Genomic DNA, 23553 nt, shown 5'->3' with positions numbered 1-23553 from the left:
GATTCCCATGGCCAAGAAGCTTTACATCGAAACCCACGGTTGCCAGATGAACGAGTACGACAGCTCGCGCATGGTCGATCTGCTGGGCGAACACCAGGCCCTGGAAGTCACCGCCCGCGCCGAAGATGCCGACGTGATCCTGCTCAATACCTGCTCGATCCGCGAGCGGGCCCAGGACCGTGTGTACTCGCAACTGGGCCGCTGGCGCGAATTGAAACTGGCCAACCCGGACATGGTGATCGCCGTCGGCGGTTGCGTGGCCAGCCAGGAAGGCGCCGCGATCCGCGACCGCGCACCTTATGTCGACGTGGTCTTCGGCCCGCAGACCCTGCACCGCCTGCCGGAAATGATCGATGCCGCACGCGTTACCAAGCTGCCGCAGGTGGATGTGTCGTTCCCGGAGATCGAAAAATTCGACCACTTGCCCGAACCCCGTATCGATGGGCCAAGCGCCTACGTGTCGGTGATGGAAGGCTGCAGCAAGTACTGCACCTTCTGCGTGGTGCCCTACACCCGCGGTGAAGAAGTCAGCCGGCCATTTGACGATGTACTGTCGGAAATCATCCACCTGGCCGAAAACGGCGTGCGCGAAGTGACCCTGCTGGGCCAGAACGTCAATGGCTACCGCGGCCTGACCGAGGATGGCCGCCTGGCCGACCTGGCGGAGCTGATCCGCGTGGTGGCTGCCGTGGACGGTATCGAGCGCATCCGCTACACCACCTCACACCCGCTGGAGTTCTCCGACAGCCTGATCCAGGCCCACGCTGAAGTGCCGGAATTGGTCAAGCACCTGCACTTGCCGGTGCAATCGGGCTCGGACCGCATCCTGGCGGCCATGAAGCGCAACCACACCGCCCTGGAATACAAATCCAAACTGCGCAAATTGCGCGCAGCGGTGCCGGGCATCTGCATCAGTTCGGACTTTATCGTCGGCTTCCCCGGCGAGACCGAGAAAGACTTCGAGCAGACCATGAAGCTGATCGAAGACGTCGGTTTCGACTTCTCCTATTCGTTCGTCTACAGCCAACGCCCCGGCACCCCGGCGGCCGATCTGGCGGACGACACCCCGGAAGCGCTGAAAAAAGAGCGCCTCAATGCGCTGCAACACCGCTTGAACCAGCAGGGTTTCGAGATCAGCCGACAAATGGTCGGGTCTGTCCAGCGCATCCTGGTCACCGACTATTCGAAAAAAGACCCGGGCGAATTGCAGGGGCGTACCGAGAACAACCGAATCGTAAACTTCCGTTGCGATAATCCGACCCTGATCGGCCAGTTTGCCGATGTGCACATCGATGCGGCGCAGCCGCATTCGTTGCGCGGGTCATTGCGGCAATAATTGCCTGATTAGGTGGGAGGGGGCTTGCCCCCGCTGACGGCGTGTCAGATACAGATGTTTTATCTGAACCGGCGCTATCGGGGGCAAGCGCCCTCCCACATTCTGACCGCGCAACATTCCGATGACGTAAGTGCTTTCGCGCACGGGCAGCTGGCGTTATTCTCTCTTTCACCTCAACAGCCAAAGGGCGGCTAAAAACAACCTTGAACGCACCCATAGCAGAACCCCATCGTTTTCTCCTCGAGCCCTTTGAGGCTCGCCGTTTCGCCAATCTGTGCGGACAGTTCGACGAGCACCTGCGCCTGATCGAACAACGCCTGAGCATCGAGATCCGCAACCGCGGCAATCAGTTCGAGCTCATTGGTGAACCCCAACACACCACGTCCGCAGAAAACCTGCTGCGCCGCCTCTACCGCGAAACCAAGGGTAGCGAGCTGTCGCCGGAAACCGTGCACCTGTACCTGCAGGAATCGGCCGTCGAAGACCTGGCCAATAACCCCGTGGCCGAAGCCAGCGTGGCCCTGCGTACCAAAAAAGGCATGATTCGCCCGCGCGGCTTGAATCAGCAGAAGTACGTCAAGGAAATCCTCGGCAACGACATCAACTTCGGCATCGGCCCCGCCGGTACCGGCAAGACCTACCTGGCCGTGGCCTGTGCGGTCGATGCGCTGGAGCGCGAGCAAGTGCGCCGCATCCTGTTGGTACGCCCGGCGGTCGAGGCTGGCGAGAAGCTCGGCTTCCTGCCCGGCGACCTCGCCCAGAAGATCGACCCGTACCTGCGCCCGCTCTACGACGCACTGTACGAGATGCTCGGCTTCGAATACGTGGCCAAGCTGATCGAACGCCAGGTGATCGAGATCGCCCCGCTGGCCTACATGCGTGGTCGTACCTTGAACAACAGCTTCATCATCCTCGACGAAAGCCAGAACACCACGGTCGAGCAGATGAAGATGTTCCTCACCCGCATCGGTTTCGGCTCCACCGCCGTGATCACCGGCGATGTCACCCAGGTCGACCTGCCCAAAGGCACCAAGTCGGGCCTGGCCCAGGTGATCGAGGTGCTCAAGGACGTGCCGGGCATCAGCTTCACGCACTTCATGCCCAAGGATGTGGTTCGTCACCCGCTGGTGCAGCGCATCGTCGAAGCCTACGAGCGCTTCGACCATCGCGACGATGCACCGGCCAAGGACCTTCGCCGCGATGCTTGAGCTAGACCTGCAGCTGGCCACCGAAGCGCCCGCCCCCAGCGAAGCCCAGTTCCGTCAGTGGTGCGCCCTGGCCCTGCGCCAGCGCACCGCCGACTCGGAACTGACCATTCGCCTGGTGGACGAGCCCGAGGGCCGCGAACTGAATCACACCTGGCGCCAGAAGGATTACGCGACCAATGTGCTGTCCTTCCCCGCCGATGTGCCGGATGAGCTGCTGGATATCCCGTTGCTGGGCGATCTGGTCATCTGTGTCGCCGTGGTGGAGCGCGAGGCAAAGGAACAAGGCAAGGAACTTGAAGCCCACTGGGCCCATCTAGTCATCCACGGCTGCTTGCATCTCTTGGGTTACGACCATATAGACGATGAGGAAGCCGAGGAAATGGAAACACTGGAACAAACGTTGCTTGCAGAATTGGGTCATCCGGACCCATATGCCGACGACGAAGCTTAAAAACACTCAACTGTAACAATAAAGGATTCAGAGTAATCGCTATGAGCGAAGACCGATCGAGCAACGGGCAGAAGTCATGGCTGGGTAAACTGACCCAGGCTTTTGCCCACGAGCCGAAAAACCGCCAGGAGCTCTTGGAGCTGCTGCGCGAGGCCCATCAGAACAAGTTGCTGGACAGCGAAGCGCTGGCCATTGTCGAGGGCGCCATCCAGGTGGCTGACCTGCAAGTACGGGACATCATGGTCCCGCGCTCGCAGATGATCAGCATCAAGGCGACCCAGACCCCACGGGAGTTCCTCCCGGCCGTGATCGACTCGGCGCACTCGCGCTACCCGGTGATCGGTGAAAGCCATGACGATGTCATGGGCGTCCTGCTGGCCAAGGACCTGCTGCCGCTGATCCTCAAGGAGAACGGCGACAGCTTCAATATCAAGGACTTGCTGCGTCCGGCCACCTTCGTGCCTGAATCCAAGCGCCTGAACGTGTTGCTGCGCGAATTCCGCGCCAACCACAATCACATGGCCATTGTGATCGACGAATACGGCGGCGTAGCTGGCCTGGTGACGATTGAAGACGTGCTGGAACAGATCGTCGGCGATATCGAAGACGAACACGACGTCGAAGAAGACAGCTACATCAAGCCACTGCCCAGCGGTGACTTCCTGATCAAGGCGCTGACGCCGATCGAGAACTTCAACGAGTTCTTCGACAGCGAATTCTCCGACGATGAGTTCGACACCGTTGGCGGCCTGGTGATGAGTGCGTTCGGGCACCTGCCCAAGCGTAACGAAACCACCGAGATCGGCGCGTATCGCTTCCGCATCCTGAATGCCGACAGCCGTCGCATCCACCTGATCCGCCTGACACCAATTGCCCGCTAAGGAATGACATGCAGCGCCTAACCCGCCCCGGCTGGCCCGGTAATTTGCTGGCCGTGGTGGCCGGCGCCATCACCACCCTGGCGCTGGCGCCGTTCGACCTGTGGCCTTTTGCGCTGGTGGCGGTCGGCCTGTTCTATGTCGGGCTGCGGGAACTGAGCCCACGCCAGGCCCTGGGCCGTGGCTGGTGTTTCGGCTTCGGCCTGTTCGGCGCCGGCACCAGCTGGATCTACTACAGCATCCACCACTTCGGCGGCGCTTCGGTGTTGCTGGCGGGGTTCCTGATGCTGCTGTTCACCGCCGCCATCGCCTGGTTCTTCGCCCTGCCCGCCTGGCTGTGGGCGCGCTGGTTGCGTCGCAACGAAGCGCCGCTGGCCGATGCCCTGACCTTCGCGGCGTTGTGGGTGGGCCAGGAAGCATTTCGCGGCTGGTTCCTCACCGGTTTCCCATGGTTGTATTCCGGGTACAGCCAACTCGATGGCCCGCTCACCGGCCTCGCGCCGCTGGGCGGGATGTGGCTGATCTCCTTTGCCCTGGCACTCACCGCCGCGCTGCTGTGCAACCTGCCGCGCCTGCTGGCCGGCAAGCGCAACGCCTTTATCGGTGCCGGCCTGGTATTGCTGGTAGCACCCTGGGCGATCGGCCTGGCACTCAAGCATCACGCCTGGACCAGTCCGTCCGGCGCGCCGCTGAGCGTGGCCGCCATCCAGGGCAACGTCGAACAGAGCATGAAGTGGGACCCGGAGCAGCTCAACGCGCAGCTGGCGCTGTATCGCGACATGAGCTTCAGCTCCAAGCGTGTCGACTTGCTGGTATGGCCGGAAACGGCGGTGCCGGTGCTCAAGGAGTCTGTCGAAGGCTACCTGGGCATGATGGGCAAGTTCGCCGCCGACCGGCACACCGCGCTGATCACCGGGGTACCGATTCGCCAGGAAGTGCACCACCAGAAGCGCTACTTCAATGGCATCACCGTGGTCGGCGAAGGCGACGGTACCTACCTCAAGCAGAAGCTGGTGCCGTTCGGTGAATACGTGCCGCTGCAGGACATGTTGCGTGGCCTGATTGCCTTTTTTGATCTACCGATGTCGGACTTCGCCCGCGGTCCCTCTGACCAGGCGATGCTGCAGGCCAAGGGTTATCAGATTGCGCCGTTCATTTGCTACGAAGTGGTGTACCCGGAATTCGCCGCCGGCCTGTCAGCCCAGAGCGATCTGCTGCTGACCATCAGCAACGACACCTGGTTCGGCCGCTCCATCGGCCCGTTGCAGCACCTGCAAATGGCGCAGATGCGTGCGCTGGAAGCCGGGCGCTGGATGATCCGCGCCACCAACAATGGCGTGACCGGCCTGATCAACCCGTTCGGGCAGATCACGGCGCAGATCCCGCAATTCGAACGCGGCATTCTCTACGGCGAAGTGGTGCCGATGCACAACCTCACGCCGTACCTGCAATGGCGTTCGTGGCCGTTGATCATCCTGTGCCTGGGGCTGTTCGGTTGGGCGCTGCTGGCGGGCCGCATGTCCAAAACCGTCTGACAGACAACCCATAACCAATGTGGGAGGGGGGGTTGCCCCCTCCCAGATGTTGATCTGCCGCGTTATCGATAGAACAACCGATAACCCAGCTGCCCCACCGCTTCGTTGATCAACTGCCCGCTGCGCCACACTGATACGAACTCAGGCATCCAGCCACCCAGTGGCCGGGCGTTATCCACGCCCAGGAAGCCCACCGGCGCAGGCACCACGGTGAAACCGGCCTTCTCGAAGCTCCACACCGAACGCGGCATGTGCCAGGCCTGGGTCACCACCACCACGCGCCTGATGCCTTCGGGCAAGAGAATTTCCGCGCTCATCTGCGCGTTTTCCCAGGTGGTTCGGCTGCGTTCTTCCTTCCAGCGCACTGTCACGCCGAAGTCATCCTGCATAGATACCGCCATCAGTTCCGCCTCGCTGGGCGGTGTGCCGTAATGCAGGCCGCCGGTAGTCAGCACCGGCAGCCCGGAGGCCTTGGCCAATCGTGCGGCATAGCGCTGGCGCTCCAGGCCGATACCCGTCGGCTGATCGGTGCCCCAGGCCGGGTCCCCGCGCTCCCGCCCGGAGCCCAACACCACGATCGCATCGGCGCGCTGCGCCAGCGTCGACCAGTCTTCCCGCGCCAACGGCGGCTCGGTTTCCAGGGTTCGCGCGCCCCACTCCACCATCACCGGCAGGCTGATCAGCCACATACCGCCAAACCCCAGCGCAAAGCAGCAACCCGCCAAGCGTGGCCGGCTGCGCCGAAACCACCAGGCAAGGGCCAGCAACAGCAAAAGAATGCCGGGCGGCAGGAGCAGTTGTTTGATGAAGTAACGAATAGGCATCGGGCATCTCCAAAAATGCCCGAAGCCTAAGGTGTAACGGGGTTTAGCGACAATCTTTATCGTGACATGACGCGAAGGTGTTGCTCTGGGGGAGTGAACTACTTGTAGCGTACGAAGCGGCGTTTTTCCGGGCCGCGACCGACCGACAAGTCCTTGAGCCACACCACCTTGGCAGAGTGCGTGGGCTCCTTGGGTGGCGGGGTTGCCACCAGAGGAGGCGCACCGCGCCCATTCCGTTCCAGAAAAGCCTTGATCAGTTCCAGCTCCGCGCGGGTCAAACCGCGCAGTTCCAACTCCACAGGCCGTTCATCACGCAATCGGCCCGCTGTCCTCGCTGCATCCAATGCACGACCCAATCGGTCGATCAGTCCTTCGTAGATTTCCGGTTTCGTTACGATTCGCTGCGATTCAACCATCCCCTCACCTCATTGAAGAAAGACTTGCTCCCCAATAAACAGCGTAGCCCCCGTGGCTGCGCCTGCCCGGCGCCGCGACAGACGGCCCTGCCAGAGCAATCAGGGTTTCCCTCGATAGAGTGGGGTCATGTATGCTACGGCGCTTCCTGTAACTCCACTTCCCGCAGGGTTTGGGCACGGACGCGCCGCTTTTTGGTGTCGATCAACCTGAATGTTGCACCGAAGAGGATTAGGCCACCCCTATTCAGTTCAAAAGTAGCCATGCACGAACAATATCAGCCCCGTGAAATAGAAAATGCCGCCCAAACCTTCTGGGAGGAGCAAAAGTCCTTTGAAGTCAGTGAACAGCCAGGCAAGGAGACTTACTACTGCCTATCGATGTTCCCTTACCCCAGCGGCAAGCTACACATGGGGCACGTGCGTAACTACACCATCGGCGACGTGATTTCCCGTTACCAGCGCATGCAAGGCAAGAACGTCCTGCAACCCATGGGTTGGGACGCCTTCGGCATGCCGGCGGAAAACGCCGCGATGAAAAACAACGTGGCCCCCGCCAAGTGGACCTACGAAAACATCGCCTACATGAAGACCCAGCTGCGCAGCCTGGGCCTGGCGGTGGACTGGTCCCGCGAAGTCACCACCTGCAAGCCGGATTACTACCGCTGGGAACAATGGCTGTTCACGCGCCTGTTCGAAAAAGGTGTGATCTACAAAAAAAGCGGCACCGTGAACTGGGACCCGATCGACCAGACCGTCCTTGCCAACGAGCAAGTGATCGACGGTCGCGGCTGGCGCTCCGGCGCGCTGATCGAAAAGCGCGAAATCCCGATGTACTACTTCAAGATCACCGCCTACGCGGATGAACTGTTGTCGAGCCTCGACGACCTGCCGGGCTGGCCGGAGCAGGTCAAGACCATGCAACGCAACTGGATCGGCAAATCCAAGGGCATGGAAGTGCAGTTCCCGTACAACGTCGACTCGATCGGCGAAGCGGGCGCACTGAAAGTCTTCACCACCCGCCCGGATACCCTGATGGGCGCGACCTACGTCGCCGTGGCCGCCGAACACCCGCTGGCCACCCAGGCTGCACAGAACAACCCTGAGTTGCAGGCGTTCATCGCCGAATGCAAAGGCGGTAGCGTGGCCGAGGCCGACGTCGCCACCCAGGAGAAAAAAGGCCTGCCGACCGGCCTGTTCGTCGAGCACCCTCTCACCGGTGAAAAGCTGCCGGTGTGGGTGGCCAACTACGTGCTGATGCACTACGGCGATGGCGCTGTCATGGCTGTGCCGGCTCACGACGAGCGCGATTTCGAATTCGCCACCAAGTACAGCCTGCCGATCAAGTCCGTGGTGCGTACCAGCTCGGGCGACACCAACCCGGCCCCGTGGCAGGACGCCTACGGCGAGCACGGTGAGCTGATCAATTCCGGCGAGTTTGATGGCCTGGACTTCCAGGGCGCCTTCGACGCCATTGAAGTCGCCCTGATCAAGAAAAACCTCGGTGCCTCGCGCACCCAGTTCCGCCTGCGCGACTGGGGTATCAGCCGCCAGCGCTACTGGGGCTGCCCGATCCCGATCATCCACTGCGAAAGCTGTGGCGACGTGCCAGTACCGGAAGATCAACTGCCAGTCGTCCTGCCGGAAGACGTGGTGCCGGACGGCGCCGGTTCGCCATTGGCGCGCATGCCCGAATTCTACGAATGCAGTTGCCCCAAATGCGGCGCGCCTGCCAAACGTGAAACCGACACCATGGACACCTTCGTGGAGTCCTCGTGGTATTACGCCCGCTACGCCTCGCCGCACTATGAAGGCGGCCTGGTAGAGAAATCCGCGGCCGACCACTGGTTGCCGGTTGACCAGTATATCGGCGGTATCGAACACGCCATCCTTCACCTGTTGTACGCGCGCTTCTTCCACAAGCTGATGCGTGACGAAGGCCTGGTGAGCTCCGATGAGCCGTTCAAGAACCTGCTGACCCAGGGCATGGTGGTCGCCGAGACCTACTATCGCCGTGAAGCCAATGGCGCCTACACCTGGTTCAACCCGGCAGACGTCGAGCTTGAGCGCGACAGCAAAGCCAAGGTCATCAGCGCCAAGCTGATCGCCGACGGCCTGCCGGTGGAAATCGGCGGCACCGAGAAGATGGCCAAGTCCAAGAACAATGGCGTTGACCCGCAGTCGATGATCGATCAGTTCGGCGCGGACACCTGCCGCCTGTTCATGATGTTCGCCTCGCCGCCTGACATGAGCGCCGAATGGTCCGACTCCGGCGTCGAAGGCTCGCACCGTTTCCTCAAGCGCGTCTGGCGCCTGGCGCACGCTCACATCAGCCAGGGCCTGCCGGGCAAGCTGGACGTGGCCGCCTTGAGCGACGAGCAGAAACTCATTCGCCGCAGCACCCACCTGGCCATCAAGCAAGCTAGCCAGGACGTGGGCCAGAACCACAAGTTCAACACCGCCATCGCCCAGGTAATGACGCTGATGAATGTGCTGGAAAAAGCCCCACAAGTGACTGAGCAGGATCGCGCACTGGTACAGGAAGGCCTGGAAACGGTCACCCTGCTGCTGGCGCCGATCACGCCGCACATCAGCCACGACCTGTGGAACCGCCTGGGCCACAGCGACGCCGTCATCGATGCGCGCTGGCCGGTGCAGGATGACAGCGCCCTGGTACAGGACACGCTGCAACTGGTGATCCAGGTCAACGGTAAACTGCGTGGCCAGATCGACATGCCAGCCACCGCCAGCCGCGAAGACGTTGAAGCGGCCGCCCGCGTCAACGAAAACGTGCTGCGCTTTACCGAAGGCCTGACGATTCGCAAAGTGATCGTGGTGCCTGGCAAACTGGTCAATATCGTCGCGAGCTAATCGGATCGGGCGCAGGGCTTGGGCCCTGCGTCGAACAAAGCCTTCAGGGCCTCGATAAGGCCCACATGGTTTCAAGGGGAGCAACAAAATGATCAAACGCAATTTGCTGGTGATGGGCCTTGCCGTGCTGCTGAGCGCATGCGGCTTCCAGCTGCGCGGTACTGCCACCAATGACCTGACGATCAAGGAACTCGACGTCAGCGCCCGCAACGCCTACGGCGATACGGTGACGCAATTGCGTCAGGTGCTGGAAAACAGCGGCGTGCACGTCTACACCGGCGCGACGTACAAACTGTTCCTGGTGGACGAAAGAGAAACCCAGCGTAACCTGAGCTACGCCAGCGCCGGGCGTGCGTCCGACATCGAACTGAGCACTGCGCTCAACTTCGAAATCCAGGGCCGCGATCATCTGCCGCTGATGGGTGACAAGATTCAGGTGCAGAAAGTGGTCAGCCACGATGGCAACAACCTGGTGGGTTCGGACTCCGAAATCCAGCAGGTGCGCAAGGAAATGCGTCGCGAACTGGTACAGCGCATTGTGCTGCGCCTGTCGATGCTGACTCCGGAACAACTGGAGACCCTGCAGCAACAGGCTGACAACAAGGCCAAGGCCGAGGCCGACGCGCTGAAAGCTGCCAAAGAGTACGAAGACAACACACCGAAACAGTCGCCTGTTGAAGTCCCTGTCGAGTAAGCCGGACGGGGCGCCCCAAGCGCCCCGTTTACCCCGCCTATGAAACTCGCCCCTGCCCAACTCGCCAAACACCTGCAAGGTGGCCTTGCGCCTGTCTACATTGTCAGCGGTGATGATCCGCTGCTGTGTCAGGAAGCCGCCGACGCCATTCGCACGGCGGCACGCCAGCAAGGTTTCGACGAACGCCAGGTCTTCAGCGCCGACGCCAGCTTCGACTGGGGCACGCTGCTGCAGGCCGGTGCGAGCATGTCGCTGTTTGCCGAGAAGCGCCTGCTGGAACTGCGCCTGCCTTCGGGCAAGCCTGGCGACAAAGGCGCGGCCGCCCTGATGGAATACTGCTCGCGCCCCGCCGAAGACACCGTGCTGTTGATCAGCCTGCCCAAGCTTGATGGCAGCGCGCAGAAAACCAAGTGGGGCAAGGCCCTGGTGGAAGGGGCGCAGACCCAGTTCATCCAGATCTGGCCGGTGGACAGCAGCCAGTTGCCGCAATGGATTCGCCAGCGGCTGTCGCAGTCGGGACTGTCGGCGACCCAGGACGCAGTGGAGTTGATCGCCGCCCGGGTTGAAGGCAATTTGCTGGCCGCTGCCCAGGAGATCGAAAAGCTCAAGCTGATGGCCGAAGACGGGCAGATTACCGTCGAAACCGTCCAGGGCGCCGTGGCCGATAGCGCGCGCTTCGATGTGTTCGGGCTGGTGGATGCGATCCTCAACGGTGAGCCCGCCCACGCCCTGCGCATGCTCGAAGGCCTGCGCGGCGAAGGCGTGGAACCGCCGGTGATTCTCTGGGCCCTGGCCCGGGAACTGCGGGTGCTGGCCAATATTGCCCTGCAATATAGCCAGGGTACGCCGCTGGACAAATGCTTCAGCCAGGCCAAGCCACCGGTGTGGGACAAGCGCAAACCCTTGATGAGCAAAGCACTGCAGCGGCACTCGGCGCAACGCTGGGCGCAATTGCTGCTGGAAGCGCAACGCATCGACGCGCAGATCAAGGGCCAGGCGGCGGGTTCGCCGTGGATGAGCCTGAGCCGTTTATCATTGTTGATGGCCGGCCAGCGCCTGACATTGCCGGCAGAATAGTCCTACCTCTCGAAGGGCTTTACAGCGGCGCAACATCGGCAGATGATTTGCACCGCTTCAACCACCCAACGAGAGTAACGACCATGAGCAAAAAGCCATCCAAGCATGGCCCCAACAAGGCCAAATCCATCATCGCCCAGCCACTGTTCCGTAGCCGTCAGGAACGCGCCGGCAAGGGCAAAGGCAGCTACCGCCGCGAAGCCTTCCAGTCTAAAAGCTGGGAGGCTTCTTACTTTCTGGCTGCCTGAAGGCAAGCAGCCCTCTGGCATGATAAGGTCTGCACCTGATTTGCAATCCCTGGACCTGTGCATGCCCTCTAGTCTTTCCCGTCGTTGGCACTTTCGCCAACTGATCGCTGCCTCCAGCCTCATCCTGCTCGTCGCCTGTGCGGAGAAACCCACCGCCGCCGACGCTCAACCGCTGCCCAAGCTCCAGACTGCCCCTGTGGTTGCGCCCGCTGTCGTGGCCCCGCTGGCTGTGGATAATCTTGATATCCAGCCGACCCAGACCTTCGCCGAATGGCAGGCGGCCTTCCGCGTGCAAGCCCTGCAGGCCGGCATCACCGCCGCCGTGTTCGACAACGCATTCGCCAACGTTACCCCCGACATGGCGGTGATCCGCGCCGATCGCAGCCAGCCGGAGTTTTCCCGCCCGGTGTGGGAATACCTCGACGGCGCCCTGTCGCCCGTGCGCGTGCGCAACGGCCAGGCGTTGCTGGTCAAGTACGCCGACATCCTGCAAAGCATCGAACAACGTTATGGCGTCGACCGCCAGGCGCTGGTGTCGGTATGGGGCATGGAAAGTAACTTCGGCCAGTTCCAGGGCAACAACTCGGTGATCCGCTCGCTGGCGACCCTGGCCTACGAAGGCCGCCGCCCGGCATTTGCCCAGGCGCAATTGCTGGCGGCGCTGCAGATCATCCAGCACGGCGATATCCAGGCCGACCAGATGAAAGGCTCCTGGGCCGGCGCCATGGGCCAGACCCAATTTATCCCGACCACCTACAACACCCACGCCGTCGACTTCGATGGCGACGGTCGCCGCGATATCTGGAACAGCCCGTCAGACGCCCTCGCCTCCACCGCACACTACCTGCAGAGCTCCGGCTGGCAGAAAGGCCAACCGTGGGGTTTCGAAGTGAAACAACTGCCGGCGAACTTCGATTACGCCCTGGCCGATGGCGGCATCCGCAAGACGGTCGCAGAATGGCTGAAACTGGGTATCCAACTGCCGCCAGGCGCAAGCATGCCGCCCAACGTCGACCAACTCTCCGCTGCGCTGCTGTTGCCGGCCGGCTACCGTGGCCCGGCGTTCCTGGTGCTGGATAACTTCCGTGCGATCCTCAAGTACAACAACTCGTCGTCCTATGCACTGGCGGTTGGCTTGTTGTCGGAACGCTTTGGTGGCGGTGGAGTGATTCGTGGCGATTGGCCGAAGGATGAGCTGCCATTGAGCCGCTCGCAGCGCATCGACTTGCAGACGGCCTTGAGTGCCAACGGCTATGACGCGGGCAACCCGGATGGAATTATCGGCGCCAATACGCGCAAGGCGATTCGTGCGGCGCAGCAGGCCTTGGGCTGGCCGGCGGATGGGTATCCGACGGTTAAACTGTTGGAGTCGTTGCAGAATCGATAGCGCTGCTTATGGCGGCTATCGCTATCGGGGGCAAGCCCCCTCCCACATTTCGACAGCATTCCATTGTGGGAGGGGGCTTGCCCCCGATGACGGACTGAAAGACTAAAAAGCTCAGGCTTTGAACACCACATCCTGCTCCAACACCACCCGCTGCTCCCCCGCATCCAACCGCACCAATGCGCCCATCGGCAACGTCAGGTTCGGGTCGCAATGCCCACTGCGCCAACCGGACAACACCGGGATGCGCAATGGCTCGAAGGTCTGCTTGAGCAAGCGCTCCAGCGCAACCTGATCCACACCCGCCACGTCCCCTACCAGTACGCCGGCGACCTGCTCCAGCTTGCCCGCCAGGCGCAGGTGCGTCAGCAGGCGGTCGATACGGTAGATCGGCTCGTTGACGTCCTCGATCAACAGGATGATGCCATCTGCGTCGATCTCAAAGGGTGTGCCCATGACTGCCGCGATCATCGACAGATTGCCACCCAGCAAGCGCCCACAGGCAATGCCAGGCTCGATTGTGGTCAGCGGGTACGCCACGGGGTGCGTCAACTCGCTGCCAGCGCCCAACTGGCCGCGCAGCATGCTGAACAATGAAGACTCGGTAGGTGGTTGCTTGTCGCCCAAGAGATCGGCGTTGAGCATCGGCCCATGGAAGGTCACGAAGCCGGCGTAACGGCTGATTGCCAGGTGCAACGCGGTGATGTCGCTGTAACCCACGAAGGGTTTGGCATTGGCGCGTAGCAGGTCGAAGTCCAGGCTATCGAGCAGGCGCGGCGTGCCGTAGCCGCCACGCAGGCAGAAGATGGCGTCGATTTCAGGGTCGGCGAAAGCTGTGTGCAGGTCGTTGAGGCGGGTTTTATCGCTGCCGGCGAGGTAGCCGTCGCGTTCATAGACACCCGGGAAGATGCGCAGGTCGTAGCCGCGGGTGCGCATCCATTGGCCGGCTTTTTCAACGTCCAGGATGGCGGGGCCGGCGGGGGCGATCAGGGCGATGGTGCCTTCGCTACGGAGGGCAGGTACTGCAGCGGTCATCCACGACTCTCCTTGGCTAACGCGAAACAACTGTGGGAGGAGGCTTGTCCCCGATGGCGGTGTATCAGTATCAGAAGTGCTGACTGACAGTCCGCTATCGGGGGCAAGCCCCCTCCCACATTAACCTGCGGTGCCGCTCACAGCGCTATCAGGAAACCAGGCTTGCCTTGACCAGCTTGGCCTGCTCGTCCGCATGGTACGAAGAACGCACCAGCGGGCCGGACGCCACGTTCTTGAAGCCCATCTTGTAGCCTTCCTCGGCGAACCAGGCGAAGGTGTCCGGGTGCACGAAACGCTGCACCGGCAAGTGGCTGCGGGACGGTTGCAGGTACTGGCCGAGGGTCAGCATGTCGATGTCGTGTTCGCGCATGCGCTTCATGACTTCGATGACTTCTTCGTCGGTCTCGCCCAGGCCCAGCATCAAGCCGGACTTGGTCGGGATGTGCGGCATCATCTGCTTGAATTTCTGCAGCAGGGTCAGCGACCACTGGTAGTCCGAACCGGGGCGGGCAGCCTTGTACAGGCGCGGCACGGTTTCCAGGTTGTGGTTGAACACATCCGGCGGCTCGGCTGCGGTGATTTCCAGCGCCACGTCCATGCGACCGCGGTAGTCCGGCACCAGGGTTTCGAGCATCACGTTCGGCGACAGCTTGCGGATTTCGCGGATGCAGTCGGCAAAGTGCTGGGCACCGCCGTCACGCAGGTCGTCGCGGTCTACCGAGGTGATCACCACGTACTTGAGGCGCAGGTCGGCGATGGCGATGGCCAGGCTTTCCGGCTCGTTGACGTCAAGTGGCTTCGGACGGCCGTGGCCAACGTCGCAGAACGGGCAACGACGGGTGCAGATATCCCCCATGATCATGAAGGTGGCGGTGCCGCCGGAAAAGCACTCGCCCAGGTTCGGGCAGGAGGCCTCTTCGCAGACGCTGTGCAGCTTGTGTTTGCGCAGCAGCGCCTTGATACGGTCGACTTCCGGCGAAACCGGGATGCGCACGCGGATCCAGTCGGGTTTCTTCGGCAGTTCGGTGGTCGGAATGATCTTCACCGGGATGCGTGCAACCTTTTCGGCGCCGCGCAGCTTGACGCCGGCTTCCACCTTGGCACGCGGGGCCGGGGCTGGGCGTTCGGTAACGTCCACCGTCGGGATCATGGTTTGCACTGCATCAGTAGTCATAATCAGTCGATTCCGCCCGTAAGGGTCGTCTGCTCAGCATAGTCGAGGTGTTTGACGAGCTGCGCACGCAGCCGGGCACTTACCTCGGCAAATTTAATCGGTGTGGCGTGGTCGCTCAGTTGCGTCATCGCCAACCCGGCATAGCCACACGGGTTGATCCGCCGGAACGGTGCCAGGTCCATGTCCACGTTCAGGGCCAGGCCATGAAAGGAACAGCCGTGGCGAATCCGCAGCCCCAGGGAGGCGATCTTCGCGCCATCAACGTACACACCCGGCGCATCCGGCTTGGCCGCAGCAGTCACTCCGTAACTGGCCAGCAGCTCGATCAGGCAACCCTCCATGCGGCTGACCAGGTCGCGCACGCCAAACCCCAGCTTGCGCACATCCAGCAGCAAATAAGCCACGAGTTGGCCGGGCCCATGGTAAGTCACTTGGCCACCTCGGTCGACCTGCACCACCGGAATTTCCCCCGGCAGCAGCAGATGCTCGGCCTTGCCGGCCTGGCCCTGGGTGAACACGGGCGGGTGTTCCACCAGCCAGATCTCATCGGGGGCCGACGTGCCGCGCTCGTTAGTGAAGCGCTGCATGGCGTGCCAGACGGGCTCGTAGTCCATCCGGCCGAGCTCGCGAAAGCCCAGGACCTGTGACATCACAGCACCATGTGCACGAAGCCGGTGGCCCGCAGTTCGCTGTTGATGTTGTAGAGCTGGTCCTGATCCGTCGCAACGATGTGCAACTGGATCGTGGTGTATTTGCCGGTGGAGCTTTGACGCTCGTCCACGCGGTTGTCATTGATCGTCGCGTATTTGCGAACGATCGCGAGAATGGTGTCCTTACGGCCCACGCCGGTATCGCTGATCACCTTGACGGGATAATCCGTCACTGGGAATTCGATCTTGGGCGCCTTTACTTCTGCTTCTTTATCGGTCATGGCGTAACGGCCTCGTAAGCGTAAGCCGTGGCGACGGGCAAAGCCCCGCGTCGGATCAACACGGGGCCTTGCAGGTGCACACAATCAGTTGAACAGGCTGTAGAAGAATAGACGGATGCTATCCCACACGCGGCGGAAGATACCACCTTCGTCGACGGCGTCCAGGGCGATCAGGTCGGCGCTGTGCACCACCTTGTCGTCCAGCTTCACTTCGACTTTACCGATCACGTCGCCCTTGGCGATGGGCGCAACCAGTTGCGGGTTCATGGTCATGCTGGCAGCGAGCTTCTTCAGCTGGCCTTTAGGCATGGTCAGGGTCAGGTCTTCAGCCAGGCCGGCCTTGACTTGGGAGGTAGCGCCCTTCCACACCGGCGCGGTCGCCAGCTCAGTACCCTTCTGGTAGAAGGTCTGGGTTTCGAAGAAACGGAAACCGTAGGTCAGCAGTTTCTGCGTCTCGGCCGCACGGGCCTGCTCGCTGTTGGTGCCGAAGACTACGGCGATCAGGCGTTGGCCGTCGCGCACAGCGGACGACACCATGCAGTAGCCGGCTTCTTCGGTGTGGCCGGTTTTCAGACCGTCGACGGTCTTGTCGCGCCACAGCAGCAGGTTGCGGTTAGGCTGCTTGATGTTGTTCCAGAAGAACTCCTTCTGGGAGTAGATCGCGTAGTGCACCGGGTCGACACGAATGATCGCGCGCGCCAGGATCGCCATGTCGTGCGCCGACGAGTAGTGCTCCGGGTTCGGCAGGCCGGTCGGGTTCATGAAGTGGCTGTTGGTCATGCCCAGGTCGGCCACGGTTTTGTTCATCATGTCGGCGAACGCGTCTTCGCTGCCGGCGATGTGCTCGGCCAGGGCGACGCTGGCGTCGTTACCGGACTGGATGATGATGCCGTGCAGCAGGTCGCTCACAGTCACCTGCGAACCCACTTTGATGAACATCCGCGAACCGCCGGTACGCCAGGCGTTTTCACTGACGGTAACCGGGTCGTTCTCGCCGATCTGGCCGCGACGGATTTCCAGGGTCGCGATGTAGGCGGTCATCAGTTTGGTCAGGCTGGCCGGTGGCAGGCGCTGGTCACCGTTGTTCTCGACCAGCACATTGCCGCTGGCGGCATCCATGAGGACCCAGGCCTTGGCAGCCAGTTGCGGGGAAGCCGGCACCATTTCAACCGCCCAGGCGGCTGGGGTGATGATCAGCGAAAGAAGCAGGCACGTGCGTTTGGCTAAGGTGGTGATGTTCATCCGTCTCTCGAAATTGCTTATGGAAACTTGCCCTCGCGGGCAAAACTTATTCAGACAGTCCGCTACCAGACTGTCACGTGTTCGGTTGCCCGCTCACCCCTTGCCCCCGGGTTTTTATTGTTCAACGAGCCAGCAACCACAGCCCTGCCCCGCGCACGGGCCAGAACCATCAATTCTGTTTATTCAGCGGTGACCACGCTGGGTTGCCCCAGGTTGGCCAGGCGCACGCTGTTCTGCACTTGCGCCACTTCGCTCGGCGAGCCGATCGGGCCCATGCGCACACGGTGCAATGTCTGCTGGTTACGCACGATGGAACTGATGAAGACCGGCGCGTTGACCATGCTGCTGAGCTTGGACCTTAACAGTTCTGCCGCATCCGGGTTGGCGAAAGCGCCCACCTGCAAGTATTGGCCGCCAGCCAGCGAAGCGCCCTGGGCAGCCTGCGGCACAGCCACGGTGTCCGGGGCGTGCTGCTGTGGCGGCGGTGTCCACTGCTCGACCTTGCCGGCCGATGCGGTGATTTGCGGTTGTGGTGTCTGCGGCTCGTTGAGCATCAACGGTGCCGGCTTGCCGCGCTGGGCCCAGTACTGCGCCGGATCGATGCCTTCGACCTTGACCCGCGCAGTGCCGGTTTCGGCGTAGCCGAGTTTCTTCGCGGCGGCGTAGGACAGGTCGATGATACGGTCCGAGTAAAACGGGCCACGGTCGTTGACGCGCAGGATCACCGTGCGGTTGTTGTCCAGGTTGGTCACCCGCACATAGCTCGGCAGCGGCAGGGTCTTGTGCGCCGCACTCATGCCATACAGGTCATACACTTCGCCGTTGGCAGTGTTCTGGCCATGGAACTTGGTGCCGTACCAGGAAGCCGTGCCCGATTGCACGTAGGTCTTGGAGTCCTGCAACGGGAAATAGGTCTTGCCCAGCACGGTGTACGGGTTGGCCTTGTAGGCACCGGTGTGCAGGGTGGGCGTGGCGTCCGGGATCTTCGACACATCGACATCCCACCACGGCGCGCCGTCTTTGTGCGCACGGTTGATGTCCAGGCCCGGCTGGGAACGAACTGCGGTGCCCCCGGACTTCTGCGCCGGACCGCGGCTGGTGGAGCAACTGACGACCAGCAGGGACAACGCGACGAACGCCACCAGCTTGAGCGGTTGATTGAACGGCGATGCCCGCATTACTTAGTGCCCCGTGCTTGGACCAGCATGTCTGACAGCTGATGCACGGCCATGGCGTACATCACACTGCGGTTATAACGCGTGATTGCGTAGAAATTCTTCAGGCCCATCCAGTATTCCGGGCCGTTTTCGCCCTCAAGGCGGAATGCCGTGACCGGCATATCGTCAGGCAGCGCATTCTGACTCGACCAGCCCAGCGCCCGCAACTCCCCGACCGTCTTGGCCGGCTCGATGCCCTGAGTCAGACCTTCATCGACGCGGTCCCCACTGACATCGGCGCGGATCACCACCGGCTCGCCGGCGACCCAGCCATGGCGCTTGAAGTAGCTGGCCACGCTGCCGACGGCGTCGTCGGGGTTGCTCCAGATATTGATATGCCCGTCGCCGTCGAAGTCCACTGCATAGGCGCGGAAGCTGCTCGGCATGAACTGCGGCAAGCCCATCGCACCGGCATAGGAACCCTTGAGGCTCAGCGGGTCGACCTGCTCTTCGCGGGCCAGCAGCAGGAACTCGCGCAGTTCCTTGCGGAAGAACTCGGCGCGGGGCGGATAATCGAAGCCCAGGGTCGACAAGGCGTCGATCACCCGATAGCTGCCGGTATTGCGCCCGTAGAAGGTTTCAATGCCAATGATCGCAACGATGACCTGGGCCGGCACGCCGTACTCCTGCTCGGCGCGAGCCAGCACGGCCTCGTGCTGGCGCCAGAAGTCCACGCCACGGGCCACGCGGGCGTCGGTGAGGAACATCGGGCGATATTCCTTCCACTGCTTCACACGTTCGGCGGGGCGCGAGATGGCGTCGAGGATCGCCTGCTTTTTCTGCGCTTCGCGGAACACGCCCATCAGCTGTTCACCGGCGAAACCATAGTCGCGGGTCATCTCACCGACAAATTCGGCGACCTGGGGTGAACCATCATAGTCACCGGCCTGCGCCTCCTGCGTTGCGCCCAGCAGCCCAATCAGGCCCATCCAGGACGCGTGCCGAGTCGCCCAGCCGCGCATTACTTGCATTGACATCTTCACCTTATTCAAACCTGTGCGATCCATTTGCGATGCGTATGAATCGACATCAAAACCCCAAACGCTGACAGCAATGTCACCAGCGAAGTTCCGCCATAGCTAATGAATGGCAACGGCACCCCAACCACCGGCAACAGGCCACTGACCATACCGATGTTGACGAAAACGTAAACAAAAAAAGTCATGGTCAGGGCGCCGGCGAGCAATTTGCCGAACAGCGTCTGCGCCTGCGCGGTGATCACCAGGCCGCGACCAATCAACAGCAGATAGATCAGCAACAGCGCGCAAATGCCCACCAGGCCGAACTCTTCGCCCATCACCGCAATAATGAAGTCGGTGTGGCTCTCGGGCAAAAAGTCCAGGTGCGACTGGGTGCCCAGTAACCAACCCTTACCAAATACCCCGCCGGAGCCGATGGCGGCCTTCGACTGGATGATGTTCCAGCCGGTACCCAACGGATCGCTTTCCGGGTCGAGGAACGTGAGGATCCGCTGCTTCTGGTAGTCGTGCATAAAGAAGAACCACATGGCCACGGCCACCGGCACGGCAGCGGCAAGCACGCTGAGGATCCAGCGCCAGCGCAAGCCGCCCATGAACAGCACGAACGCGCCACCCGCCAGGATCAGCAGCGAGGTGCCGAGGTCGGGCTGGCGCACGATCAGGATGAACGGCACGCCAATCAGGATCAGGCTGATCCCCACGTGCTTGAGCTGCGGCGGCAAGGTGCGCTTGGACAGGTACCAGGCAATGGTCGCGGGCATCAGGATTTTCATGAATTCCGACGGCTGGAAGCGAATCACCCCCGGAATGTTGATCCAGCGGGTGGCACCCATGGCGTTGTGGCCCATCACGTCGACCACCACCAGCAACAACACCCCGGCGACGTAGCCCAACGGCACCCAGCGCGCCATGAAACGCGGCTCGAGCTGGGCGATCACCACCATCGACAACAAGCCCAGGCCGAACGACGACGCCTGCTTGATCAGCAGGTCCCAGTTCTTGCCGCTGGCCGAATACAGCACGAACAGGCTGCCGGCCGCCAGGGTCAGCAGCAGGATCAGCAGCGGGCCATCAATGTGCATGCGTTGCAGCAACGTCGCACGGCGACGCATCACATCCTCACTGGAGAGGATGCGGTCAAAATTACTCTTCACGGGCCGTAACCTCGGTGCTTGAAGGGGGGCCGCCATATTCGGGCTTGAGCCTGCCGTCGTCGGCCAGCAGCCAGGCGTCCATCACCTGGCGCACCACGGGCGCCGCGACGCCGGAGCCGGACTCGCCGTTCTCGACCATCACCGCGACCACGATCTTCGGATCGTCCGCCGGGGCAAAGCCGACAAACAAGGCGTGGTCGCGGTGGCGTTCCTGAACCTTGGAGCGGTCGTATTTTTCGCCCTGCTTGATCGCCACCACCTGGGCGGTACCGCTCTTGCCGGCAATGCGGTACTGCGCACCAATGGCCGCCTTGCGTGCGGTGCCGCGTGCACCGTGCATCACTTGCTGCATGCCATGGTTGACCTTGGTCCAGTCGGACGGATCGCGCAGCACGATGTTCGGGATCGGGTTTTCATCCAGGGGCTTCTCGCCCTCGATAGTCTTGGCCAGGTGCGGACGGTTCCAGATGCCTTTGTTGGCGACCAACGCCGTGGCCTGGGCCAGTTGCAGCGGCGTGGCCTGCATGTAGCCCTGGCCGATACCGAGGATCAGGGTTTCGCCCGGGAACCACGCCTGGCGGCGGGTTGCGCGCTTCCACTCCCGCGACGGCATCAGGCCGGGGGACTCTTCGAACATGTCCAGGGAGACTTTCTGGCCGAGGCCGAACTTGCCCATGTAGGCAGACAGGCGATCGATCCCGAGCTTATGGGCCAGGTCGTAAAAATAGGTGTCGTTGGAGCGCATGATTGCGGTGTCCAGGTCGACAAAGCCGTCGCCGGTGCGGTTCCAGTTACGGTATTTGTGATCGTAGTTGGGCAGCATGTAGTAGCCCGGGTCGAACACGCGGCTGGAAGCGGTAACCACACCCGCGTCCAGGCCGGCAATCGCCACCGCCGGCTTGATGGTCGAACCCGGCGGGTACAGGCCGCGCAGCACGCGGTTGAACAGCGGACGATCAATGGAATCGCGCAACTCGGCGTAGGCCTTGAAGCTGATCCCGGTCACAAACAGGTTGGGGTCGAAACTCGGCTGGCTGACCATCGCCAGGACTTCACCGGTAGCCGGGTCCAGGGCAACCACCGCGCCGCGACGCCCGCCCAGGGCCATCTCCGCCGCTTCCTGCAACTTGATGTCCAGGCTCAGTACGATGTCCTTGCCCGGCACCGGGTCGGTGCGCTTGAGCACCCGCAGCACGCGGCCACGGGCGTTGGTCTCGACTTCCTCGTAACCCACCTGGCCGTGCAGCTCGGGCTCATAAAAACGCTCGATGCCGGTCTTGCCGATATGGTGGGTGCCGCTGTAATTCACCGGATCGAGGGTTTTCAGCTCTTTCTCGTTAATCCGCCCCATATAGCCGACGGAGTGAGCAAAGTGCGGCCCCTGCGGGTAATGCCGCACCAACTGCGCCACCACTTCCACACCCGGCAGGCGGAACTGGTTCACCGCGATCCGCGCGATCTGCTCTTCGGTCAGCTCGAACAGGATCGGCACCGGCTCGAAAGGCCGGCGCCCCTGCTTCATGCGTTTCTCGAAGATCACCCGGTCTTCCGGCGTCAGCTGCAGCACCTCGACGATCACATCGAGGATCTGCTGCCAGTCGCCAGAGCGCTCGCGGGTCATGCTCAGGCTGAAGCTGGGCCGGTTGTCCGCCACCACCACGCCATTACGGTCGAAAATCAGCCCACGGGTCGGCGGGATCGGCTGCACATGCACCCGGTTGTTTTCCGACAGCGTGGAGTGATAGTCGTACTGGATCACCTGCAGGAAATACAGACGGGCGATCAGCACGCCCAACAACGCCACCACCATGATCGCGCCAAACACCACGCGTGCGCGTACGAGACGTGCGTCTTTCTCGTGGTCCTTGATGCGGATCGGTTGGGTCATCGGGAGGGGCGCAGATTATTTGTGGTAAGGGTGCCCGGACAGGACTGTCCAGGCGCGATACAGCTGTTCACCGATCAGGATCCTTACCAACGGGTGCGGCAGCGTCAGCGCCGACAGCGACCAGCGCTGGTCCGCCCGCGCACAGACTTCCGGCGCCAGCCCTTCGGGACCGCCGACCATGAAGTTGACCGTACGCGAGTCCAGGCGCCAGCGATCCAGTTCCACCGCCAGCTGCTCGGTGCTCCAGGGCTTGCCGTGCACTTCGAGGGTGACGATGCGCTCGTTGGGGCCGACCTTGGCCAGCATGGCTTCGCCTTCCTGACGGATAAAGCGCGCCACGTCGGCATTCTTGCCCCGGGTATTGAGCGGTATCTCTACCAGTTCCAGCGACAGCTCGGCGGGCAGACGCTTGGCATACTCGTGCCAGCCTTCTTCCACCCACTTGGGCATGCGTGAACCGACAGCAATCAGACGCAGGCGCACAGCCGTTCCTTATTCCTGGTCTTTGTTCAGCTTGTCGAAGTGCGCGTGGCCCACTTCCGGGCTGTGGTGCTTGCCATCGGCGGCACGGCTCTGCTCGGCGCCTTTCCACAGACGCTCCAGGTCGTAGAACTGGCGAGCGTTGGAGGTCATCATGTGAACGATCACATCGTCCATGTCCAGCAGCACCCAGTCGCTGTCGCCCTTGCCTTCTTCACCCAGCGGCTTCACGCCTTGGGCTTTGACGGCTTCGCGGACCTTGTCGAGCATCGCGCCGATCTGGCGGTTCGAGGTACCGGTGGCGATGATCATGAAGTCGGTGATGCTCTGCTTGTCGCGCACGTCCAGCACCTGGATATCCTGGGCCTTGACGTCCTCCAGGGCAGCCACGGCGACCTTTACCAGCTCTTCGCCGGCCAGTTCCGGGCCTACGTGGGCTTCAACCGGCAGCGGCGCGCTTTTGAAAGTGCCTTTGCGCTTAACTTTGCTTACGTCTTTGTTCGTCATATAAAACTCGTTTTGCTCGTATGTTC

Annotated in this window: 23 protein-coding genes; 10 read left to right on the top strand and 13 right to left on the bottom strand. The window is 62.1% G+C overall.

The annotated features are described in order from the left end of the window. Positions 1-7 precede the first annotated feature (7 nt). The 5 genes from miaB to lnt all read left to right on the top strand — a co-directional run bounded on the left by miaB (position 8) and on the right by lnt (position 5408). On the top strand, positions 8-1336 hold the full coding sequence (gene miaB, locus BM026_RS18645) for a tRNA (N6-isopentenyl adenosine(37)-C2)-methylthiotransferase MiaB (RefSeq protein WP_071489907.1): 1329 nt from the start codon (positions 8-10) through the stop codon (positions 1334-1336). A gap of 203 nt (positions 1337-1539) precedes the next feature. Further along, positions 1540-2544, top strand: coding sequence for a PhoH family protein (locus BM026_RS18640; protein ID WP_092248165.1), 1005 nt, complete (start codon positions 1540-1542; stop codon positions 2542-2544). Beyond that, positions 2537-2995 (top strand): rRNA maturation RNase YbeY, encoded by a 459-nt coding sequence (ybeY, locus tag BM026_RS18635; RefSeq protein WP_093125711.1) that lies wholly within the window; start codon positions 2537-2539, stop codon positions 2993-2995. The genes BM026_RS18640 and ybeY overlap by 8 nt, the downstream gene beginning before the upstream one ends. A gap of 41 nt (positions 2996-3036) precedes the next feature. Further along, positions 3037-3876, top strand: a complete 840-nt coding sequence (locus BM026_RS18630; protein WP_010206772.1) for an HlyC/CorC family transporter — start codon at positions 3037-3039, stop codon at positions 3874-3876. 8 nt (positions 3877-3884) lie between these two features. Next, positions 3885-5408, top strand: a complete 1524-nt coding sequence (gene lnt / locus BM026_RS18625) for an apolipoprotein N-acyltransferase (protein ID WP_092248159.1) — start codon at positions 3885-3887, stop codon at positions 5406-5408. A 62-nt stretch (positions 5409-5470) separates the two neighbouring features. Here the strand turns inward: lnt and BM026_RS18620 are convergent, their stop codons facing one another. Beyond that, a complete protein-coding gene (locus tag BM026_RS18620) occupies positions 5471-6232 on the bottom strand; it encodes a YdcF family protein (protein ID WP_093514311.1) in 762 nt (253 codons plus the stop codon). Positions 6233-6330: 98 nt separating this feature from the next. Further along, positions 6331-6648, bottom strand: coding sequence for a hypothetical protein (locus tag BM026_RS18615; protein WP_092248154.1), 318 nt, complete (start codon positions 6646-6648; stop codon positions 6331-6333). Between the two features lie 261 nt (positions 6649-6909). Here BM026_RS18615 and leuS point away from each other — a divergent pair, with 261 nt between their 5' ends. The 5 genes from leuS to BM026_RS18590 all read left to right on the top strand — a co-directional run bounded on the left by leuS (position 6910) and on the right by BM026_RS18590 (position 12922). Continuing rightward, positions 6910-9516, top strand: coding sequence for a leucine--tRNA ligase (leuS, locus tag BM026_RS18610; RefSeq protein WP_093529651.1), 2607 nt, complete (start codon positions 6910-6912; stop codon positions 9514-9516). An 88-nt stretch (positions 9517-9604) separates the two neighbouring features. Beyond that, positions 9605-10210, top strand: a complete 606-nt coding sequence (lptE, locus tag BM026_RS18605; protein WP_092248148.1) for an LPS-assembly lipoprotein LptE — start codon at positions 9605-9607, stop codon at positions 10208-10210. Positions 10211-10249: 39 nt separating this feature from the next. Next, positions 10250-11287, top strand: coding sequence for a DNA polymerase III subunit delta (gene holA / locus BM026_RS18600; RefSeq protein ID WP_058427766.1), 1038 nt, complete (start codon positions 10250-10252; stop codon positions 11285-11287). Positions 11288-11370: 83 nt separating this feature from the next. Then, positions 11371-11535, top strand: a complete 165-nt coding sequence (gene arfA / locus BM026_RS18595; protein WP_071489899.1) for an alternative ribosome rescue factor ArfA — start codon at positions 11371-11373, stop codon at positions 11533-11535. Between the two features lie 61 nt (positions 11536-11596). After that, positions 11597-12922, top strand: a complete 1326-nt coding sequence (locus BM026_RS18590) for a lytic murein transglycosylase (protein WP_093529649.1) — start codon at positions 11597-11599, stop codon at positions 12920-12922. 111 nt (positions 12923-13033) lie between these two features. Here BM026_RS18590 and BM026_RS18585 read toward each other — a convergent pair whose 3' ends face one another. The 11 genes from BM026_RS18585 to rsfS all read right to left on the bottom strand — a co-directional run bounded on the left by BM026_RS18585 (position 13034) and on the right by rsfS (position 23527). After that, positions 13034-13954 carry a S66 peptidase family protein gene (locus tag BM026_RS18585; RefSeq protein ID WP_093529647.1) on the bottom strand — a complete coding sequence of 307 codons (921 nt, stop codon included), beginning with the start codon at positions 13952-13954 and terminating at the stop codon, positions 13034-13036. Between the two features lie 148 nt (positions 13955-14102). Further along, complete coding sequence (lipA, locus tag BM026_RS18580; protein ID WP_166794335.1) at positions 14103-15104, bottom strand: lipoyl synthase; 1002 nt, start codon at positions 15102-15104, stop codon at positions 14103-14105. Positions 15105-15130: 26 nt separating this feature from the next. After that, the gene (lipB, locus tag BM026_RS18575; protein WP_093514307.1) at positions 15131-15778 is read right to left on the bottom strand and encodes a lipoyl(octanoyl) transferase LipB; all 648 of its coding nucleotides are present in this window, start codon (positions 15776-15778) and stop codon (positions 15131-15133) included. Beyond that, positions 15778-16059, bottom strand: a complete 282-nt coding sequence (locus tag BM026_RS18570; protein WP_071489894.1) for a DUF493 domain-containing protein — start codon at positions 16057-16059, stop codon at positions 15778-15780. Before BM026_RS18570 ends, lipB begins: the two co-directional genes overlap by 1 nt. 84 nt (positions 16060-16143) lie before the next feature. Then, the gene (locus BM026_RS18565; protein ID WP_071489893.1) at positions 16144-17301 is read right to left on the bottom strand and encodes a D-alanyl-D-alanine carboxypeptidase family protein; all 1158 of its coding nucleotides are present in this window, start codon (positions 17299-17301) and stop codon (positions 16144-16146) included. A 179-nt stretch (positions 17302-17480) separates the two neighbouring features. Beyond that, positions 17481-18479 (bottom strand): septal ring lytic transglycosylase RlpA family protein, encoded by a 999-nt coding sequence (locus tag BM026_RS18560; RefSeq protein ID WP_071489892.1) that lies wholly within the window; start codon positions 18477-18479, stop codon positions 17481-17483. After that, positions 18479-19489: a lytic murein transglycosylase B gene (mltB, locus tag BM026_RS18555; RefSeq protein ID WP_071489891.1), complete on the bottom strand. Its 1011-nt coding sequence runs from the start codon at positions 19487-19489 to the stop codon at positions 18479-18481. The genes BM026_RS18560 and mltB overlap by 1 nt, the downstream gene beginning before the upstream one ends. A 17-nt stretch (positions 19490-19506) precedes the next feature. Next, entirely contained in the window at positions 19507-20610 is a 1104-nt protein-coding gene (gene rodA, locus BM026_RS18550; protein ID WP_042570827.1) for a rod shape-determining protein RodA, read from the bottom strand. A gap of 31 nt (positions 20611-20641) precedes the next feature. Then, positions 20642-22540 (bottom strand): penicillin-binding protein 2, encoded by a 1899-nt coding sequence (gene mrdA / locus BM026_RS18545; protein ID WP_071489890.1) that lies wholly within the window; start codon positions 22538-22540, stop codon positions 20642-20644. 15 nt (positions 22541-22555) lie between these two features. Then, entirely contained in the window at positions 22556-23023 is a 468-nt protein-coding gene (gene rlmH / locus BM026_RS18540; protein ID WP_003176297.1) for a 23S rRNA (pseudouridine(1915)-N(3))-methyltransferase RlmH, read from the bottom strand. 9 nt (positions 23024-23032) lie between these two features. After that, positions 23033-23527 (bottom strand): ribosome silencing factor, encoded by a 495-nt coding sequence (rsfS, locus tag BM026_RS18535; protein ID WP_003176298.1) that lies wholly within the window; start codon positions 23525-23527, stop codon positions 23033-23035. Between the last annotated feature and the right edge of the window lie 26 nt (positions 23528-23553).

Source organism: Pseudomonas sp. NFPP24, from assembly GCF_900112095.1.
GTDB lineage: Bacteria > Pseudomonadota > Gammaproteobacteria > Pseudomonadales > Pseudomonadaceae > Aquipseudomonas > Aquipseudomonas extremorientalis.
The sequence above is the reverse complement of the archived record's forward strand: the minus strand, read 5'-3'. Positions and strand labels throughout refer to the sequence as shown.

Coding starts and splice junctions, on each gene's coding strand:
- BM026_RS18620 (WP_093514311.1), bottom strand. CDS start 6,232: ATGCCTATTCGTTACTTCATCAAACAACTGCTCCTGCCGCCCGGCATT.
- BM026_RS18570 (WP_071489894.1), bottom strand. CDS start 16,059: ATGACCGATAAAGAAGCAGAAGTAAAGGCGCCCAAGATCGAATTCCCA.
- BM026_RS18560 (WP_071489892.1), bottom strand. CDS start 18,479: ATGCGGGCATCGCCGTTCAATCAACCGCTCAAGCTGGTGGCGTTCGTC.
- holA (WP_058427766.1), top strand. CDS start 10,250: ATGAAACTCGCCCCTGCCCAACTCGCCAAACACCTGCAAGGTGGCCTT.
- BM026_RS18590 (WP_093529649.1), top strand. CDS start 11,597: ATGCCCTCTAGTCTTTCCCGTCGTTGGCACTTTCGCCAACTGATCGCT.
- rodA (WP_042570827.1), bottom strand. CDS start 20,610: ATGCGTCGCCGTGCGACGTTGCTGCAACGCATGCACATTGATGGCCCG.
- arfA (WP_071489899.1), top strand. CDS start 11,371: ATGAGCAAAAAGCCATCCAAGCATGGCCCCAACAAGGCCAAATCCATC.
- lnt (WP_092248159.1), top strand. CDS start 3,885: ATGCAGCGCCTAACCCGCCCCGGCTGGCCCGGTAATTTGCTGGCCGTG.
- lptE (WP_092248148.1), top strand. CDS start 9,605: ATGATCAAACGCAATTTGCTGGTGATGGGCCTTGCCGTGCTGCTGAGC.
- BM026_RS18565 (WP_071489893.1), bottom strand. CDS start 17,301: ATGAACATCACCACCTTAGCCAAACGCACGTGCCTGCTTCTTTCGCTG.
- BM026_RS18585 (WP_093529647.1), bottom strand. CDS start 13,954: ATGACCGCTGCAGTACCTGCCCTCCGTAGCGAAGGCACCATCGCCCTG.
- BM026_RS18630 (WP_010206772.1), top strand. CDS start 3,037: ATGAGCGAAGACCGATCGAGCAACGGGCAGAAGTCATGGCTGGGTAAA.
- lipA (WP_166794335.1), bottom strand. CDS start 15,104: ATGATCCCGACGGTGGACGTTACCGAACGCCCAGCCCCGGCCCCGCGT.
- leuS (WP_093529651.1), top strand. CDS start 6,910: ATGCACGAACAATATCAGCCCCGTGAAATAGAAAATGCCGCCCAAACC.
- lipB (WP_093514307.1), bottom strand. CDS start 15,778: ATGTCACAGGTCCTGGGCTTTCGCGAGCTCGGCCGGATGGACTACGAG.
- ybeY (WP_093125711.1), top strand. CDS start 2,537: ATGCTTGAGCTAGACCTGCAGCTGGCCACCGAAGCGCCCGCCCCCAGC.
- rsfS (WP_003176298.1), bottom strand. CDS start 23,527: ATGACGAACAAAGACGTAAGCAAAGTTAAGCGCAAAGGCACTTTCAAA.
- mrdA (WP_071489890.1), bottom strand. CDS start 22,540: ATGACCCAACCGATCCGCATCAAGGACCACGAGAAAGACGCACGTCTC.
- BM026_RS18615 (WP_092248154.1), bottom strand. CDS start 6,648: ATGGTTGAATCGCAGCGAATCGTAACGAAACCGGAAATCTACGAAGGA.
- miaB (WP_071489907.1), top strand. CDS start 8: ATGGCCAAGAAGCTTTACATCGAAACCCACGGTTGCCAGATGAACGAG.
- mltB (WP_071489891.1), bottom strand. CDS start 19,489: ATGCAAGTAATGCGCGGCTGGGCGACTCGGCACGCGTCCTGGATGGGC.